The sequence below is a fragment of the Roseibium sp. 10G30-5 genome, from assembly GCF_055809635.1.
Map to the genome: position 1 here is coordinate 918,236 of NZ_CM147918.1, position 14,093 is coordinate 932,328.

At 56.9% G+C, this 14,093-nt stretch carries 14 protein-coding genes and 1 pseudogene; 6 read left to right on the forward strand and 9 right to left on the reverse strand.

Annotated elements, in window-relative coordinates:
- Positions 1–157 precede the first annotated feature (157 nt).
- On the forward strand, positions 158–304 hold the full coding sequence (locus AC0L7U_RS04745; RefSeq protein WP_473694205.1) for a hypothetical protein: 147 nt from the start codon (positions 158–160) through the stop codon (positions 302–304).
- Between the two features lie 8 nt (positions 305–312).
- Here AC0L7U_RS04745 and AC0L7U_RS04750 read toward each other — a convergent pair whose 3' ends face one another.
- Positions 313–531 (reverse strand): hypothetical protein, encoded by a 219-nt coding sequence (locus AC0L7U_RS04750; protein ID WP_473694207.1) that lies wholly within the window; start codon positions 529–531, stop codon positions 313–315.
- A 46-nt stretch (positions 532–577) separates the two neighbouring features.
- Here AC0L7U_RS04750 and AC0L7U_RS04755 point away from each other — a divergent pair, with 46 nt between their 5' ends.
- Positions 578–1,528 carry an alpha/beta hydrolase gene (locus AC0L7U_RS04755; protein ID WP_473694209.1) on the forward strand — a complete coding sequence of 317 codons (951 nt, stop codon included), beginning with the start codon at positions 578–580 and terminating at the stop codon, positions 1,526–1,528.
- 183 nt (positions 1,529–1,711) lie between these two features.
- Here AC0L7U_RS04755 and AC0L7U_RS04760 read toward each other — a convergent pair whose 3' ends face one another.
- From AC0L7U_RS04760 to AC0L7U_RS04775, 4 genes are all read right to left on the reverse strand, one after another.
- The gene (locus AC0L7U_RS04760; RefSeq protein WP_473694211.1) at positions 1,712–2,278 is read right to left on the reverse strand and encodes an ABC-type transport auxiliary lipoprotein family protein; all 567 of its coding nucleotides are present in this window, start codon (positions 2,276–2,278) and stop codon (positions 1,712–1,714) included.
- A 115-nt stretch (positions 2,279–2,393) separates the two neighbouring features.
- Positions 2,394–3,800 (reverse strand): MlaD family protein, encoded by a 1,407-nt coding sequence (locus tag AC0L7U_RS04765; RefSeq protein ID WP_473694212.1) that lies wholly within the window; start codon positions 3,798–3,800, stop codon positions 2,394–2,396.
- A 10-nt stretch (positions 3,801–3,810) separates the two neighbouring features.
- Positions 3,811–4,617, reverse strand: coding sequence for an ABC transporter ATP-binding protein (locus AC0L7U_RS04770; protein WP_473694214.1), 807 nt, complete (start codon positions 4,615–4,617; stop codon positions 3,811–3,813).
- A 7-nt stretch (positions 4,618–4,624) separates the two neighbouring features.
- Positions 4,625–5,770 (reverse strand): ABC transporter permease, encoded by a 1,146-nt coding sequence (locus AC0L7U_RS04775; protein ID WP_473694216.1) that lies wholly within the window; start codon positions 5,768–5,770, stop codon positions 4,625–4,627.
- 106 nt (positions 5,771–5,876) lie between these two features.
- Here AC0L7U_RS04775 and dgcN point away from each other — a divergent pair, with 106 nt between their 5' ends.
- From dgcN to AC0L7U_RS04790, 3 genes are all read left to right on the forward strand, one after another.
- Complete coding sequence (gene dgcN / locus AC0L7U_RS04780) at positions 5,877–6,893, forward strand: N-acetyltransferase DgcN (protein WP_473694218.1); 1,017 nt, start codon at positions 5,877–5,879, stop codon at positions 6,891–6,893.
- Positions 6,890–7,876 carry an N-acetyl-D-Glu racemase DgcA gene (gene dgcA, locus AC0L7U_RS04785; protein WP_473695662.1) on the forward strand — a complete coding sequence of 329 codons (987 nt, stop codon included), beginning with the start codon at positions 6,890–6,892 and terminating at the stop codon, positions 7,874–7,876. Before dgcN ends, dgcA begins: the two co-directional genes overlap by 4 nt.
- 300 nt (positions 7,877–8,176) lie before the next feature.
- A complete protein-coding gene (locus AC0L7U_RS04790) occupies positions 8,177–9,436 on the forward strand; it encodes a protein phosphatase CheZ (protein ID WP_473694220.1) in 1,260 nt (419 codons plus the stop codon).
- Between the two features lie 106 nt (positions 9,437–9,542).
- Here the strand turns inward: AC0L7U_RS04790 and AC0L7U_RS04795 are convergent, their stop codons facing one another.
- From AC0L7U_RS04795 to AC0L7U_RS04810, 4 genes and pseudogenes are all read right to left on the reverse strand, one after another.
- The gene (locus AC0L7U_RS04795) at positions 9,543–10,526 is read right to left on the reverse strand and encodes a threonine ammonia-lyase (RefSeq protein WP_473694222.1); all 984 of its coding nucleotides are present in this window, start codon (positions 10,524–10,526) and stop codon (positions 9,543–9,545) included.
- Between the two features lie 130 nt (positions 10,527–10,656).
- Positions 10,657–11,734 (reverse strand): annotated as a pseudogene (locus tag AC0L7U_RS04800) (glycosyltransferase family 4 protein).
- Positions 11,731–12,531: a UDP-2,3-diacylglucosamine diphosphatase gene (locus tag AC0L7U_RS04805; RefSeq protein ID WP_473694224.1), complete on the reverse strand. Its 801-nt coding sequence runs from the start codon at positions 12,529–12,531 to the stop codon at positions 11,731–11,733. The pseudogene AC0L7U_RS04800 and the gene AC0L7U_RS04805 overlap by 4 nt, the downstream one beginning before the upstream one ends.
- Positions 12,532–12,846: 315 nt before the next feature.
- Entirely contained in the window at positions 12,847–13,578 is a 732-nt protein-coding gene (locus AC0L7U_RS04810; protein ID WP_473694226.1) for an SDR family NAD(P)-dependent oxidoreductase, read from the reverse strand.
- Positions 13,579–13,675: 97 nt separating this feature from the next.
- Here AC0L7U_RS04810 and AC0L7U_RS04815 point away from each other — a divergent pair, with 97 nt between their 5' ends.
- Positions 13,676–14,047 carry a winged helix-turn-helix transcriptional regulator gene (locus tag AC0L7U_RS04815; protein WP_473694228.1) on the forward strand — a complete coding sequence of 124 codons (372 nt, stop codon included), beginning with the start codon at positions 13,676–13,678 and terminating at the stop codon, positions 14,045–14,047.
- Positions 14,048–14,093 lie beyond the last annotated feature (46 nt).

The following is a 14,093-nucleotide window of genomic DNA, read 5'->3' on the forward strand; positions in this document are numbered from 1 at the left end:
CCGCGCCATCGATCACGACACCTTCGTTGATCTGTGGAGCCGCTACCGCAACGGCGAGCGCAACGTCTTCACACGACGTCTCTACACTCTGCAAGGACAGCAGACGTTTGACGAGATCCGTCAGAAGTACTCCCGCGACAGCGACTTCCGCACCGCAGTGGATCGCTACGTTTCGGACTTCGAGCAACTTCTCGCTCAGGTCGCGCGCAATGACCGGGACAACATGCTGGGGCAGACCTATCTGACGTCTGACACGGGCAAGGTCTACACCATGCTCGCCCACGCCAGCGGTCGCTTCGACTAAGCGCACCGTCAAATACAAAACACAAAAAGGCGGGTCACATGACCCGCCTTTTTTATTGGTGACCTGCTTCCCCCGAAACGAAAGTCAGGTTGATGCACCGCCTGTGCGATCCGCTCTGACTGAACCTCTTGTTTTGCAAAAAACAACGCCTTGCCGCTGGTCTGACCTGACAACATCAAGGCAAAGGCAACTTTCAAAGGCATCGCTCGCAAAAGCGCCGCAAACACCAGCTCAAATAATACCAGTTTCTTTCACGGCAGAGCAGCGCTTCGCATGAGCAACCGATATTCCGGCTTGGACCGAAGGCAATTTCTTCTGGCCTCATTGTGGTCTGCCACGGCATTTCCGGCACACGCAGCGACGGTTCAACGACTGCACTCAACTGATGTTTCACTGTGGCCGGAGGGGCCGCCGGGCGGTGGCGGCCCAACCGGGCCTCTGCGTATCAATCGCAATGGTGCCCTGTCGCATATCTCCAACCCCTTCTTGCGGGTGTACATCCCGGATCAGCCCACCGGCGCGGCAATGCTGGTCGCCTCAGGTGGTGGGTATCGGTATGTTCAAAACCGTCATGAAGGCGATCAGGCAGCGCGCTGGTTGCTGTCACGTGGCATCACGGCTTGCGTGCTGACCTACAGGCTGCCTCGCGAGAAATGGCAAGCAGGTGCTTTCGCTCCGCTTCAGGATGCCCAAAGAGCAATCCGCCTCATGCGATCAGGACAGTTCACCTCCGCGATCCATCCAAAGAAAATCGGGGCCCTAGGGTTTTCTGCAGGAGGCCACCTGATGGGACTGGCGGCCAATCATCCGCAATTTCACTCTTATGCTGCCATCGACCGGATTGATACATTGCCGGCGACGGTCTCCGTTGTCGCCCTCGCCTATCCCATAGTAACCTTGATGCCACCCTACCAGCACACGGCCACACGAGTTCAGATTGTCGGCCGGAATCCGCCCCCTGGTCTGGAGAAAGACTGGTCAGTCGAAACCTACATCACCCACGCCTCGCCCCCAACGTTTCTGATACAGGCGGCCGATGACCCGATCTCAGCGCCCTACAACACCGCCCTGCTGCAGGAGACATGCAAACGCATGCACGTTCCCGTGACGCGCATTCTGCTACGTAGCGGAGGTCATGGGTTCGGGATGGGGAGACGTGGCACACCCAGCAGCGGCTGGCCAGACGAACTGGAACACTGGCTGCGTCAGCAAAAATTCATTTAAGAGGCCGTTTCATGAAGGCGAAGGTCTGTCACGAGAACAACGGTCAGAGGAGACAAACCGACGTCGGCACCCTAAGCTCCGGTCGTTGTCGAACGCCGGGAGGCGATACGCTCGTAAACGCCCTCATCATGATCATCAGGGACGCACGTACGCAGGCCCCTCAACGAGATCATCAAATGCTCTTCAGACCTTAGTGATCGCCCATGTCGTGATCTGCGTCACAACGCTCTGAAAGGCTTGATTGAGAGCCTGCACAGCCTGCTGAGGATCGTCACTGGTCGACGGTGTCTCTGCATGGAAAACCTGCGTTGCAATGGTCTGCCCAACGCGATCATTGACGATCTTGGCGGCAATCTCGACAACAGCCCGGTCGCCCTTGCTCACATCAAGGCCGAACGCACGAATTTCCGTTTGCAACTGATAGTCGATCAGCAAGCTGTCACCCGGAAACCCGACGCCTTTCAGGCTACCGGTGTTCTGAAGGGCTTCAACCAACTTCGTTTGCACGACATTCGGCAGCGTATCCGTCCAAGCAACATTTGGGAAATAGCTCACTGCCTGCGACTTGTTGATCACCGCAATATTGGCGGTATCCAGCGCTTTGAGCGCACGCGGCTGAGCCACCAGAACCTGCTTGCGAGACCTGGCCCGGCCCGGATCAATCTGCGGCACAGACAGACCGTAATAAGCTGAAGGGGCACCGCTCATGCAGCCGGCCATCAGCACACCGCCCGCCAATACGCTGAACATGCTCCGCCTGCTCAACCCAGTTCCGCGTCCCGATCCTGCCATGTGATCGTCTGTCCCTTGCCGCCGTTTCAAATCTTAACAAGTCCTTGATAACGCCTTGGTGGCATTTGTCGAGTCATCGACGGTGGCCCCCCTTGTAGGTCGGAACGTTTTCACCACCGAAAATGATCCGGTTCGGATCCCGATCGAAATTACTGACCGCTCGCTGGATTTCGACCAACGTCCGGTTGAACTGGTTCATCGCCGACTGGAATTGAGCCGAGCCCTGGCTGGTAAACTTCTGCAAGCCACCCGCAATCACATCGGCACGACCGGCAAAGGCATCCGCAACCTTGCGGATCGACTTGGCCGCCTTGGTCGCCTCATCAAAGAAGCCCTGGCCGCTGGTGCCATCGACCATGGCGCCAACACGGTTGACGATGCCCTGCACCCGCGTCGATGCCGCGTTGAGCTTGGCCGACACTTGCTTGGCGTTGGTGATCACAGCATTAACGTCATCCGTGCGCTTCGACAGGTCGTCGGTCATGTTGGAAATATTCACGGTCGCCTTGTTGGTGTGTTGCAGAATGCTGTCGATGTTCGACTTGTTCTTGGCCACACCGTCCGTAATCGTCTCGAGTGAACTCGCGATACGGGCAATTTGTTCCGGCTTCACCGCAGCAACCAGCTGTTTGACGCTGGTCATGCTGTCGTTGAGCTTGCCGGAAAACGCCTTGAGGTTATCTGTCGAGGTCTTGGCGTTGGCGACAATATCGGTCATCTGGCCCTTGGCGGCCTTCAGGCCATCACTGAAATCAGACAGGTTCTTGACGATCTCGTTGACCTGATCCGAGGGCACAGCCGCCAGAATTCGGTTGGCCTGATCCACTAGTTTGCCCATGCGGCCGGAGAGATCAGTCAACGCCTGGCTGACGGATGCCACACTGCCCATGAACTTCTTCACACCATCGGAATTGGAGGCAAGCGCGTCCGAGAAGGTAGCCGCGTTGCGCACGATCCGGTTCACCTGCGGTTCATTTTTCTGAATGACGTTGTCGATGGTCGACATGGTGGAGTCGGCCCGCTTCAGGACATTGCGCGCGCCATCGGCAATATCGTCAAACAACGACTTGTCGGCCTTGATGGTCGGCACATGATCGGATCCCGGACGCAGCAACAGCGGAGAATCCTGCGAACCGCCGTTCAGATCCACATACGCCACACCCGTCAGCCCCTGAAAGTTCAAGGATGCCTTGGTATCTTTGCGCAAAGGGGTGTTCGGCTTGATACGAACCGTGGCGATAACGACTTTCGGGTTTTGCGGGTCAAAGTCGATGCTTTTCACATCGCCGACCTTGATACCGTTGTAGAGCACCTGCCCGCCAACCGGCAGGCCCGTGACCGGGGCAGGGAAAATAACGCGCACATAGACATTCTCGCGGCTTTCTGCTGTGGCCGCCAGCCAGTACACGAACCCGAATACGCTGACCAGAACAGCCACCATGAAGGCGCCGATCAGAATGTAGTTCGAACGGGTTTCCATTCACTGTCCTTCAGATACGTCTGAGGGCGCGTTCGCCCCGAAAATAAGAGATGACCCACGGATGATCGTTATGCATCATATCGTCGATCGTTCCCTCGACAAGGACCCGCTTTTCCCCAAGAACGGCAATGCGGTCACAAATCGAGTGAAGGCTATCAAGGTCATGTGTGACCATATACACGGTCAAACCCAATGTGTCGCTCAGACTCCGGATCAGAGAGTCGAATTCTGCCGCGCCAATCGGGTCGAGACCCGAGGTCGGCTCATCCAGAAAAACCAGATCCGGATCCAGTGACAAAGCGCGTGCCAGACTGGCGCGCTTGATCATGCCGCCCGAAAGCTCTGACGGGAATTTGTTGGCTGCACTGCCCGGCAAGCCCACCAGCGCAAGCTTCAATGCTGCCAGTTCATCCATCAGCGACTGAGGCAAGTTGAGATACTCGCGCATCGGCACTTGAATGTTCTGGCGCACTGTCAGCGACGAAAACAACGCTCCCTGCTGAAACAATACGCCCCAGCGCCTGTCGATCAGCCGCTTTTGCTTTGCCGTCACCTTGTCAATATCCTGCCCAAACACCTCAATCGTGCCGCTCTGTTTCGGCGTCAGACCCAAAATGGTGCGCATGAGCACGGACTTGCCCGTTCCCGAGCCGCCCACGAAGCCCAACACTTCCCCCTGTTTGACTTCGAGGTCGAGATTTTCAAGCACGGTGGGACCGCCAAAGCCGACAGTCACATTCTTGGCGGACAGAATGATCTGACCTTTTTGTGCCTCCCTTTCCGGAGACACAGGTGGCGCATCGGGGGAAGACGTCATCTCTCGCTCAAACTCCGATCGCGGCCAGGAAAATCGCAAAGACACCATCCATCACGATGACGAGGAAAATCGCCTTCACGACGGACATGGTGGTGTGATGACCGAGCGAGTCGGTCGAACCACCAACCTTAAGGCCCTCGACACAGGCAATCAAACCAACAACAAGTGCCATAAAGGGTGCCTTGAGGATGCCAACCAGAAAACTGCTCAGCGTGATGGCTTCATGCAAACGATTGAGGAAGGCCTGTGGCGGGATATCCAGATAAGCCCACGTCACCAGCGCACTGCCAAGCAATGACGACAAATCGGCAATGAAAGTCAGAATCGGCAAGGCAATCATCAAGGCAAGAATTCGGGGGAGAACCAGCACTTCCGTCGTGCTGAGACCGATAACCTGCAAGGCATCGACCTCCTCACGCATTCGCATCGCCCCCAATTCGGCAGTAAAGGCGGACCCGGACCGCCCGGCCACCATAATGGCCGTCAGAAGCACACCAATCTCGCGCAAAACCAGAATTCCGGCCAGATCAACCACGAACAGGTCTGCGCCAAATTGCCGCAGGTAAAACCCGCCCTGCTGTGAAATGATCGCGCCGATCAGGAAGCTCATCAGCATCACAATCGGCACCGCGCCGATGCAGGTCTTGTCGAACTGCACCGCAACAGCCACAGCGCGAAGCCGCCGAGGATGCACGATGACCGAGGCCAACAGCGCCCCAAGCGATCCCAGGATATGCAGCATCGAGATGGCATCATGGCCGATATGGGCCGTATTCCTGCCAAGATAGATCAAAAACTTCGTCAGAAAGAACTCTTTGGAATCGGGTTTCCACTGCTCCGGATCAGCTTCACCGATGCGTGCCAGCAGATTGTCCTGCATCTCATTCAACCCGACAACTTCTACGTTTGCGCCCTCGCGGTCACAGGCCGAGCGCAGCTTATGAACCAGCCATGCGCCTGATGTATCAAGGTGTTTCACAGCGGTGAGATCAAGCCGCACAGAACTGCCGGACTGCTGCGAAACCGAATTGACCTTGCGCTGGCCTTGGGCGGCCGTGGCAATCAACCAGTCTCCGGTCAATTTTATCGTCGGAACTCCTTGTTCCGTAACGACTTCAAGGTCCGGTGCCTCATTTTTACTCAAGAATGACATTCCGGGCACTGCCCCCTTGCCGCTGGCTCGCTATACCCCCTATACCTTGCTCTGAACTGAAACGTCCAGTCGTTAGCGGGACTGGAAATTTGTGGAGCAGCCCAGCATGAAAATAGAATTTCCATATCTTCTGTTCCTCGGCGATGTGCCGGATGCGCTGGCAGCGAAGACTGCAACCGGAATCGTCGACTGGCGCAAGGACTGGTGCCTAGGCCAAAACCGCCTGGATGGCTGTGTCGCCGACACCGGTCTCCCGGATGTTTCCATCAAGGATGCCGCCTCGCAAGGCGCAAAGACAATGATCGTTGGCGCGGTCAATGCAGGTGGTCGTTTGCCCGAGCATTGGGTCGCCTCCATCGTTGAAGCCCTTGACGCCGGCATGGATGTTGCCAGCGGCCTGCATGTTCGCCTTGGCAGCGTGCCCGCAATCAAGGAAGCAGCCGAGCGCAACAACTGCAAACTGTTTGATGTCCGCCACGCCGACCAGACCTTTGCCACCGGCAAAGGCACCAAACGCACAGGCAAGCGCATTCTGGCCGTCGGCACCGATTGTTCGGTCGGCAAGAAGTACACCGCTCTTGCCATGGAAAAAGCCATGAGCGACCGTGGCTATGCCGCCACTTTCTGCGCCACGGGCCAGACGGGCGTTTTCATCTCGGGTCGCGGTGTGGCGCTTGATGCGGTTGTGGCCGACTTCATCTCCGGTGCAGCCGAATGGATCTCACCGGATACGGACGATACCCACTGGCAGATCGTCGAGGGACAGGGATCGCTCTACCATCCGTCGTTCGCAGGTGTGTCCCTGGGTCTGCTGCATGGCTCTCAGCCGGACGGTTTCATAGTCTGCCATGAACCGACCCGCAAGACCATGCGCGGCGTTCCTGCCGCCCTGCCGACGATTCAGCAGGTCATCGACCTGACGATCCAGTGCGGCCAGCTCACCAACCCGGACATCCGCTGCATCGGCATCGCCATCAACACCAAGGCTTTGGGCGAAGACGAAGCCAAGGCGTATCTGGCTGACGTCTCCAGGGCGCACAACGACCTTCCAGCAACCGACCCGGTTCGTTTCGGCATGGAGGCCATCGTTGATCAGGTTGAAGCCGTTTACGGTGCAGCCTGATGCGCAAGCTCACCATTGAAGCTGCCAGCTTCAAGATCGCGGGTGATGGATTTTCCATCTCCCGCGGCACACGCACCCACGCGCATGTGCTTGAAGTCAATTTGAGCGAAAACGGCATTACCGGACGAGGCGAATGCACACCCTACCCGCGTTATTATGAAACCTTTGAAAGTGTTTCGACGCAGATCCGCGAGATCGAACAGAAACTTGCCGAGGGACTGGACCGTCAGGGCCTGCTCTCGGCAATGCCGGCAGGTGCGGCCCGCAATGCCGTCGATACGGCGCTGTGGGATCTCGAGGCCAAGACCTTGGGCAAGCGTGCTTTTGAAATCGCAGGCCTGCCGTCGCCAAAGCCGTTGATCACCGCTTACACCATCAGTGTCGGCACTCCGGACAAGATGGCAGCCGATACGCGCGCCGCCCGCACACGCCCCCTGCTGAAGGTCAAGCTGGGCGGAGATGGGGATGCAGAGCGCATCGCCGCCGTGCGCGAGAGCGCGCCCGATGCCGACCTGATCGTCGATGCCAATGAGGCCTGGGATGAGCACTGCTACAAGGCCAACATGGAAGCTTGCCTGAAGGCGGGCGTTCGCTTGATCGAGCAGCCACTGCCTGCCAACAACGACGATCTGCTGGCTCGCGTCGACCGTCCCGTTGTGGTCTGCGCCGACGAAAGCGCCCACACCAGCGCTGATCTGGAAAAGCTGAAAGACCGCTATGACGCCGTCAACCTGAAGCTCGACAAGACCGGTGGGCTGACGGAAATGCTCATTGCCGTCGAACAAGCCCATGCCCTTGACTTCAAGTTGATGGTCGGCTGCATGCTTGGCAGCTCCCTTGCCATGGCTCCGGCACTTCTTGCGGCTCAGGTGGCCGACTTCGTCGATCTCGACGCGCCGCTCCTGTTCTCGGAAGACCGTGACCCGGCGCTTGTCTACGAAGGCAGCACAGTTTTCCCACCGGAGGCCTCTCTCTGGGGATGACCCTCGAGAAATTCGAAAGAGCGGCAAGGCGGGCAAACGGCAAGTTTCCCGCCTTGCCTGTCAGAAGAGACTGGTCAACACACAGAAGAATACATCGTCCTGACAGGCTCTATTCGTTCGCATCTTTCACAGCCTAATAATAAATCTCAATAGCCTTAGCCGTTAACCAAACAATACGATCCGTATTTTTTGCAATTCGATAGCCTCCTAAAGAGATGTTAACGATTCACGATGTAGCGTTGAACCATGCCGTATCGCGGCTTCCGCTCGACCTTGAGGCCAATCGAGATAGTCTTCCCAATGCAAACATCACAAGCCATTGCATCACCAGAACAAATTGGCGAAGAAGAATATCGCACGCTGGAGCAGACGCTTACAGAATCGACTCGCGGACGCCTGTTTCTGAATGAGTTTCTGAAACGCAACAAGTCACCTGAAACGCAGGAAATCCTTGAAGCGGTTCTGCGTGTCGAAAAGACCGTCACACGCCAGCGCAAAGTGCCTGATCTGGACCGCATCCGGCTTGATATTGCCGATATGCACGAGGCCATTGAACGCACCAAGAACGAAATTGCCAACATCAAGGCCGAGGAAGAAGAGAGCAATCGCTTCCTCGATGCCTCACACGAGCTTGATGCGATCCTGACCCAGACAGAGGGCGCGACGCAGACCATTCTGGAAGCCGCTGAACAAATTCAGGAACAGGCCTGGACCCTGCGTGAATCCGGCGCGGCCAGCGAAACCTGTGACGAAATTGACGCCAAGGCGACCGAAATTTTCATGGCCTGCTCATTCCAGGATCTGACAGGCCAGCGCACGACCAAGGTTGTGCAGGTGCTGCGCTATCTGGAAAGCCGCATCAACATGATGATCAACATCTGGGGTATTGAAGACCAGGGTGCCGACGACACGGCTGGCCCGGTTGATACACGCCCGGATGCGCATTTGCTGCATGGTCCGCAAATGGAAGGCAGAGGCGTCGACCAAAGTGCGGTCGACGATATGTTCTCATCTGGCGGATCGGAAACAGACGACAGCTTTGAAGCCGAGACCGCAGTTTCCGGCGACGTTGAAGCCGTTGCCGACATGGTGACGGAAGAGCGAGCCACAGCCGACGTGACGCAGGAAATTGCGCCAGAGCAGGCAGAGGCAATCGGCGAGACAAACGCCCATCTTGACAGCACGTTGCCCGACACGGTGGCCAGTGAATCTGACATTGACGCCATGTTCACTCAGGTCAGCGCCGCATCAAACGATCTCGACATCGAAATGGTGTTGGACGACACGCCTGACGTCGGTGTTGACGCTTCCCTGGACAGTCCTGACGACGCCGTGGAGCAAAGTGCCACACCGGACGATCTGTCTACCGAGGCGGAAGATACAACCGACGCAGGCGACGTCGAAGAGGTCCTCAGCGAGACAGACATCGACAAGCTCTTCGACACCGTTGAGGAAACGGAAGCGGATGAAAACTGGGAAATGGAGGCCATGGCCGAACTCGAGCAGGACGATCCGCTGGCCGATCTGAGTGAGGCCGAGCGTCAGGCTCTCTTTAACTGATTGCCCCCGCGGACTAAGGCCCTTTGAGAAAAAGCGCCTCAACGGCGCTTTTTTGTTTTCCTGACGTTGAGAAAGGCGACCAAAGATCGCCGCCCGACAGCCGCTCTCACACAGGCAGACTGAGCGCCTGCTCCAACGTCTGTGCATCCAGATTTCCACCCGTCAGCACGATCGCCACGCAGCGTCCTGAAATATCGAGTTTTCCGGACAAAAGTGCTGCAAGAGCAACCGCCCCGCCGGGTTCGACCACCAGTTTCAATTCCCGAAATGCAAAGGCAACTGCAGCCAGCGCCTCTTCATCGCTGACGGCATAGCCGGGCGTGCCATGGGCGGTGAGAACATCCAGCGCAATCTTGCCGGGTGTCGGTGCCAGCAGCGCATCACAGCAAGACCCGCCAAGCCGCAGGTTATGCTCGCGGACGCCGGACATCAGCGAACGATTAAGATCGTCAAAACCCTCCGGCTCGACCACTTGCAGCCGACATCCCGGCAAATCACTGGCAAGTGCCAGAGCAACGCCTGAAGCCAGTCCGCCGCCAGAGGCGCCGAGCAACACCGTATCCGGAGCCAGCCCCATCGCAAGGGCCTGCTCGACCAATTCCACACCGGCCGTGCCCTGCCCGGAGATCACCCCGGCGTCATCGAAGGGATGCACGAAGGTCGCACCTGTTTCTGCGCAAATTGCGTTGGCGATAACCTCACGGTCATCGGTTTCGCGATTGTAGGTGACAACCGTTGCACCATAATCCTGCGTCCGCTGAAGCTTGATTGCGGGCGAATCCAGCGGCATCACGATGGTCGCTTTCATGCCGTGCAGCCGCGCGGCCAGGGCAACGCCCTGTGCATGATTGCCGGACGAACAGGCCACGACGCCATTCGTGCGCTGCGCGTCCGGGATCTGTGAAATACGGTTGTAGGCGCCGCGAAACTTGAAGGAGCCGGTGCGTTGCAAATTTTCCGCCTTCACCAGAACCGTTCCGCCGGTGGCCTCATCCAGAACCGGAAACCGCACCAAAGGCGTGACAACCGCCTGACCCTGAATACGCTTCCGCGCTGTTTCGATATCCTGGCGTGAAACCGGCAAATCCATGCAACCCTCCTGACACTGACCATCGTCAGCGTAAAAGGTTGGCTCCGACAATCAATTGCAGAATTGTTCCGAGTACAAACCTTTGGAGGAAAGCGCATCTCGCCGCACACCAACGGAGAGGAAAACCGCATCAGCTGGCGCGTTTGCGCGCAAACTGGCCGTAAGACGCACGTGGCGTCGGAACGACGTCTTCGACCTCGTCATTGGACTGGACAACATTATCCCAAAACTGCCGCGCACTGGCCGCCCAGCTATATCGCAACGCGGTCTGCCGGCAATGCTCACGCGGAATATCGAGCGCAGCCTCTGCCGCTTCTGCAAGATTGTTGGACAGAACACCTGCCCCGCTTCCTTGCAGAATATCCAAAGGCCCCATGACTGGGAACGCAGCCACGGGAACACCACAGGCCAAGGCTTCCAGAATGACATTGCCGAAAGTATCCGTCAGCGACGGAAACACAAAGACATCAGCGGAGGCAAAGTGCCGGGCCAGATCTTCACCACTGTGCGCACCGGTAAACAGCACGTCCGGATACTTGCGGCGCAAGGTCTCCAACTGCGGTCCGTCCCCGACGACCACCTTGCTGCCATCCAGATCCAGATCGAGGAAAGCCTCGATGTTCTTTTCAACCGCGACTCGACCGACGTACATGAAAACCGGTCCCTTCAGGGTACTCGGCAGAACACTTGTCTCATAAGGGCGGAACAGATCCGCATCGACCCCCCGTGACCAGCGGCGCAAGTTGGTGAACCCGCGCGCGTCAAGATCTTCGTCAAGCGATGCGGTCGCAACCATGCAGCATGTGCCGGAATTATGGAACCGACGCAGCAAAGAATAGGTCCAGGCCTTGGGCACGGGCAGCCGTGCGGCCAGATACTCAGGAAAGCGTGTGTGATAGCTGGTCGTGAACGCCTGATCGGTCTTGCGGGCATAGGATGCCGCCATCAACCCGAGCGGGCCTTCTGTAGCCAAGTGCAGATGCTTGCAGTCTTTCTCCGCAATCTTGCGACCGACCATACCACGATGCGCCAGACTCATGCGTATCTCGGGATAGGTCGGGCACGGCAGCGTGCGGAAATCGGCCGGCGTCAGAAACTCGACGCGAATACCCATCTTGCGCAATTCAGCCGCAGTGCGTTCCAAAGACCGCACGACGCCATTGATTTGCGGATACCAAGGCATCCGTCACGATGAGAAGCGAGGTCATGCAGCCACTCGCTTTCCATCATTGGTTGCCAACACGAGTTCGCGAGAGGAAGAGACCCAGTTGATCACCTCGAAGGTGCCATCCATATTTTCCGCCACAACAGTGCAGCTCTCGACCCAGTCGCCGGTATTGAGATAGTGAATACCGTTGACGTCACGGTCCGCAGCATGGTGGATGTGACCACAGATCACACCATCAACGCCCTGACGACGGGCTTCTTCGGACAAGACATCTTCATACTGGCCAATGAAGCTGACTGCATTCTTGACCTTGAGTTTCGCCCAAGCCGACAACGACCAATAGGTCAGACCCATGCGACGGCGGATGCCATTCAGCAATGTATTGATGCCCAGCGCCAGCTCGTAAGCCTTGTCACCGAAGAATGCCAACCACTTGGCATGCCGGATGACGACATCAAACTGATCGCCGTGCATGACGAGATAACGTCGCCCGTCGGCGCTCTCATGAATCACACGGTCAGCAACTTCGACACCGCCAAAATGCGTGCCAATGAAATCGCGCAGGAACTCGTCATGATTGCCGGGGATATAGAAAATCTTCGCACCCTTGCGGCCTTTTCGCAAGATTTTCTGCACCACATCATTGTGTGACTGCGGCCAATACCATGACCGGCGCAGACGCCAACCGTCTGCAATATCGCCCACAAGATAGATCATCTCGGCATCATTGACCTTGAGAAAATCAAGCAGAAGATCTGCCTGACATCCACGGGTCCCGAGATGAAAATCGGAAAGAAAAAGTGCACGGTACTGTTTGCTGACAGGGGCCTTTTCCATGGCTCGCACTCCATCGAGGTCTTTGGATGCCCTTAGACGCGATTCAGTTTGCAGCAATGTGACAGAAGGGCATGTCTTTTACTTGGAACTGTCGATAAACGACTTCACGGACACCATATCTGGTAGGCGAAACGGTGAACCGAACCCGAAAAATTTTCGTCTCAACCGATTCCGGAGCCTATTTCCTTCGTATGTTCAGAAGCTTCGCGCCACTTATTCGTGAGACGAACAGAAGAAAACGGCTCTCGTTCACAAATGAGGCAAAAGAGAGCCGCAATCGGGGGATCATGTTTCAAATGATCTAATTGTGACAGGTCAGACCTGCGCCAGACCACCATCGACGAAAAGTTCTGCACCTGTCACATAGGACGAGTCATCGCTGGCCAGAAAAAGTGCCGTATTGGCAACTTCTTCCGGTTGCCCCAAGCGACCGAGCGGAATGCGGGAGGTAATGGCCTGATGCATTTCTTCCGAAACGGCTTCAAACATTTTCGTGGCAATAGGACCGGGGCTGACCACATTGACGCGGATCTTGCGCCCCGCCAATTCATGCGCCCAAGTCCGGGCAAAGGCCCGCACGGTTGCCTTACTGGCACCGTAGACACCATACCCCGGCGTGCCCGTAACACCAGCAATCGACCCGATCAACACGATGGAACTACCTTCCCCCATCAAGGGCAATGCTGCTTGTGCGGCGAAGACCGGAGAACGCACATTGAGCGCAAACGTCTGATCGAACGTCTCTTCGGACAGATCTTCAAGGCTTGCATATTCTGCGCGCCCGGCGTTGATGACCAAAGTGTCCAGCCGGTCGAGACGCTGCCCCAAGCGGGCCACCAGTGCCTTCACCAGCGCAGCGTCGCTGGCATCGGCCACTTCGCCTTCCCCGTTCGCCCCGATGGTTTTCAAAGCTTCGTTCAGTCGCTCCTGTGTCCGACTGGTAATGATCACGCGCGCCCCCTCAGCGGCAAAGCGTTCCGCAATCTTCAGGCCAATCCCGCTTGCACCACCGATGACCAGCGCCGTCTTGTTCATCATTCTTGTCATTTCAAACCTCATGTTCTGGTGCTTGACGACAAGATATAAATTATATACCTAATATCAATTACGCACTTTAAAGTGCCTAAATAGCCTGGAGTATATCGTGCCCTTAACGTCCCATAACGAAGCCTTGATCGACGTGGAGTTGACCCGCCCGGTTCTCGATCAGATTTCCAACAAGTGGTCGATCCTGATCCTCAATGTGGTCTGCCAGCACCCCACCCGGTTCAATGAGCTGATGCGACGTCTTGAGGGCATCACCCATAAGGCCCTTGCCGAAGCGCTCAAGCGACTGGAGCGCAATGGCCTGCTGCATCGCAAGGTTTTGCCGACAGCCCCCATCGGCGTTGAATATTCGATCACGCCTTTGGGCATGTCGTTGAAAGAGCCGTTTGCCGCACTCTATCTTTGGGCAAAACAGCACGCAGACGATCTGGAGGTGGCTCGACAGATGTACGACGCCCGCTCGGAGTAAAACGACAAAGCCTTCATTTTTCAGACAAAAGGGCTTGTCATAGAAG

Excerpts from the sequence above, each read along its gene's own strand:
- AC0L7U_RS04755 (WP_473694209.1), top strand. The coding sequence starts at position 578 with ATGAGCAACCGATATTCCGGCTTGGACCGAAGGCAATTTCTTCTGGCC.
- AC0L7U_RS04760 (WP_473694211.1), bottom strand. The coding sequence starts at position 2,278 with ATGTTCAGCGTATTGGCGGGCGGTGTGCTGATGGCCGGCTGCATGAGC.
- AC0L7U_RS04765 (WP_473694212.1), bottom strand. The coding sequence starts at position 3,800 with ATGGAAACCCGTTCGAACTACATTCTGATCGGCGCCTTCATGGTGGCT.
- AC0L7U_RS04770 (WP_473694214.1), bottom strand. The coding sequence starts at position 4,617 with ATGACGTCTTCCCCCGATGCGCCACCTGTGTCTCCGGAAAGGGAGGCA.
- AC0L7U_RS04775 (WP_473694216.1), bottom strand. The coding sequence starts at position 5,770 with ATGTCATTCTTGAGTAAAAATGAGGCACCGGACCTTGAAGTCGTTACG.
- dgcN (WP_473694218.1), top strand. The coding sequence starts at position 5,877 with ATGAAAATAGAATTTCCATATCTTCTGTTCCTCGGCGATGTGCCGGAT.
- AC0L7U_RS04790 (WP_473694220.1), top strand. The coding sequence starts at position 8,177 with ATGCAAACATCACAAGCCATTGCATCACCAGAACAAATTGGCGAAGAA.
- AC0L7U_RS04795 (WP_473694222.1), bottom strand. The coding sequence starts at position 10,526 with ATGGATTTGCCGGTTTCACGCCAGGATATCGAAACAGCGCGGAAGCGT.
- AC0L7U_RS04805 (WP_473694224.1), bottom strand. The coding sequence starts at position 12,531 with ATGGAAAAGGCCCCTGTCAGCAAACAGTACCGTGCACTTTTTCTTTCC.
- AC0L7U_RS04810 (WP_473694226.1), bottom strand. The coding sequence starts at position 13,578 with ATGACAAGAATGATGAACAAGACGGCGCTGGTCATCGGTGGTGCAAGC.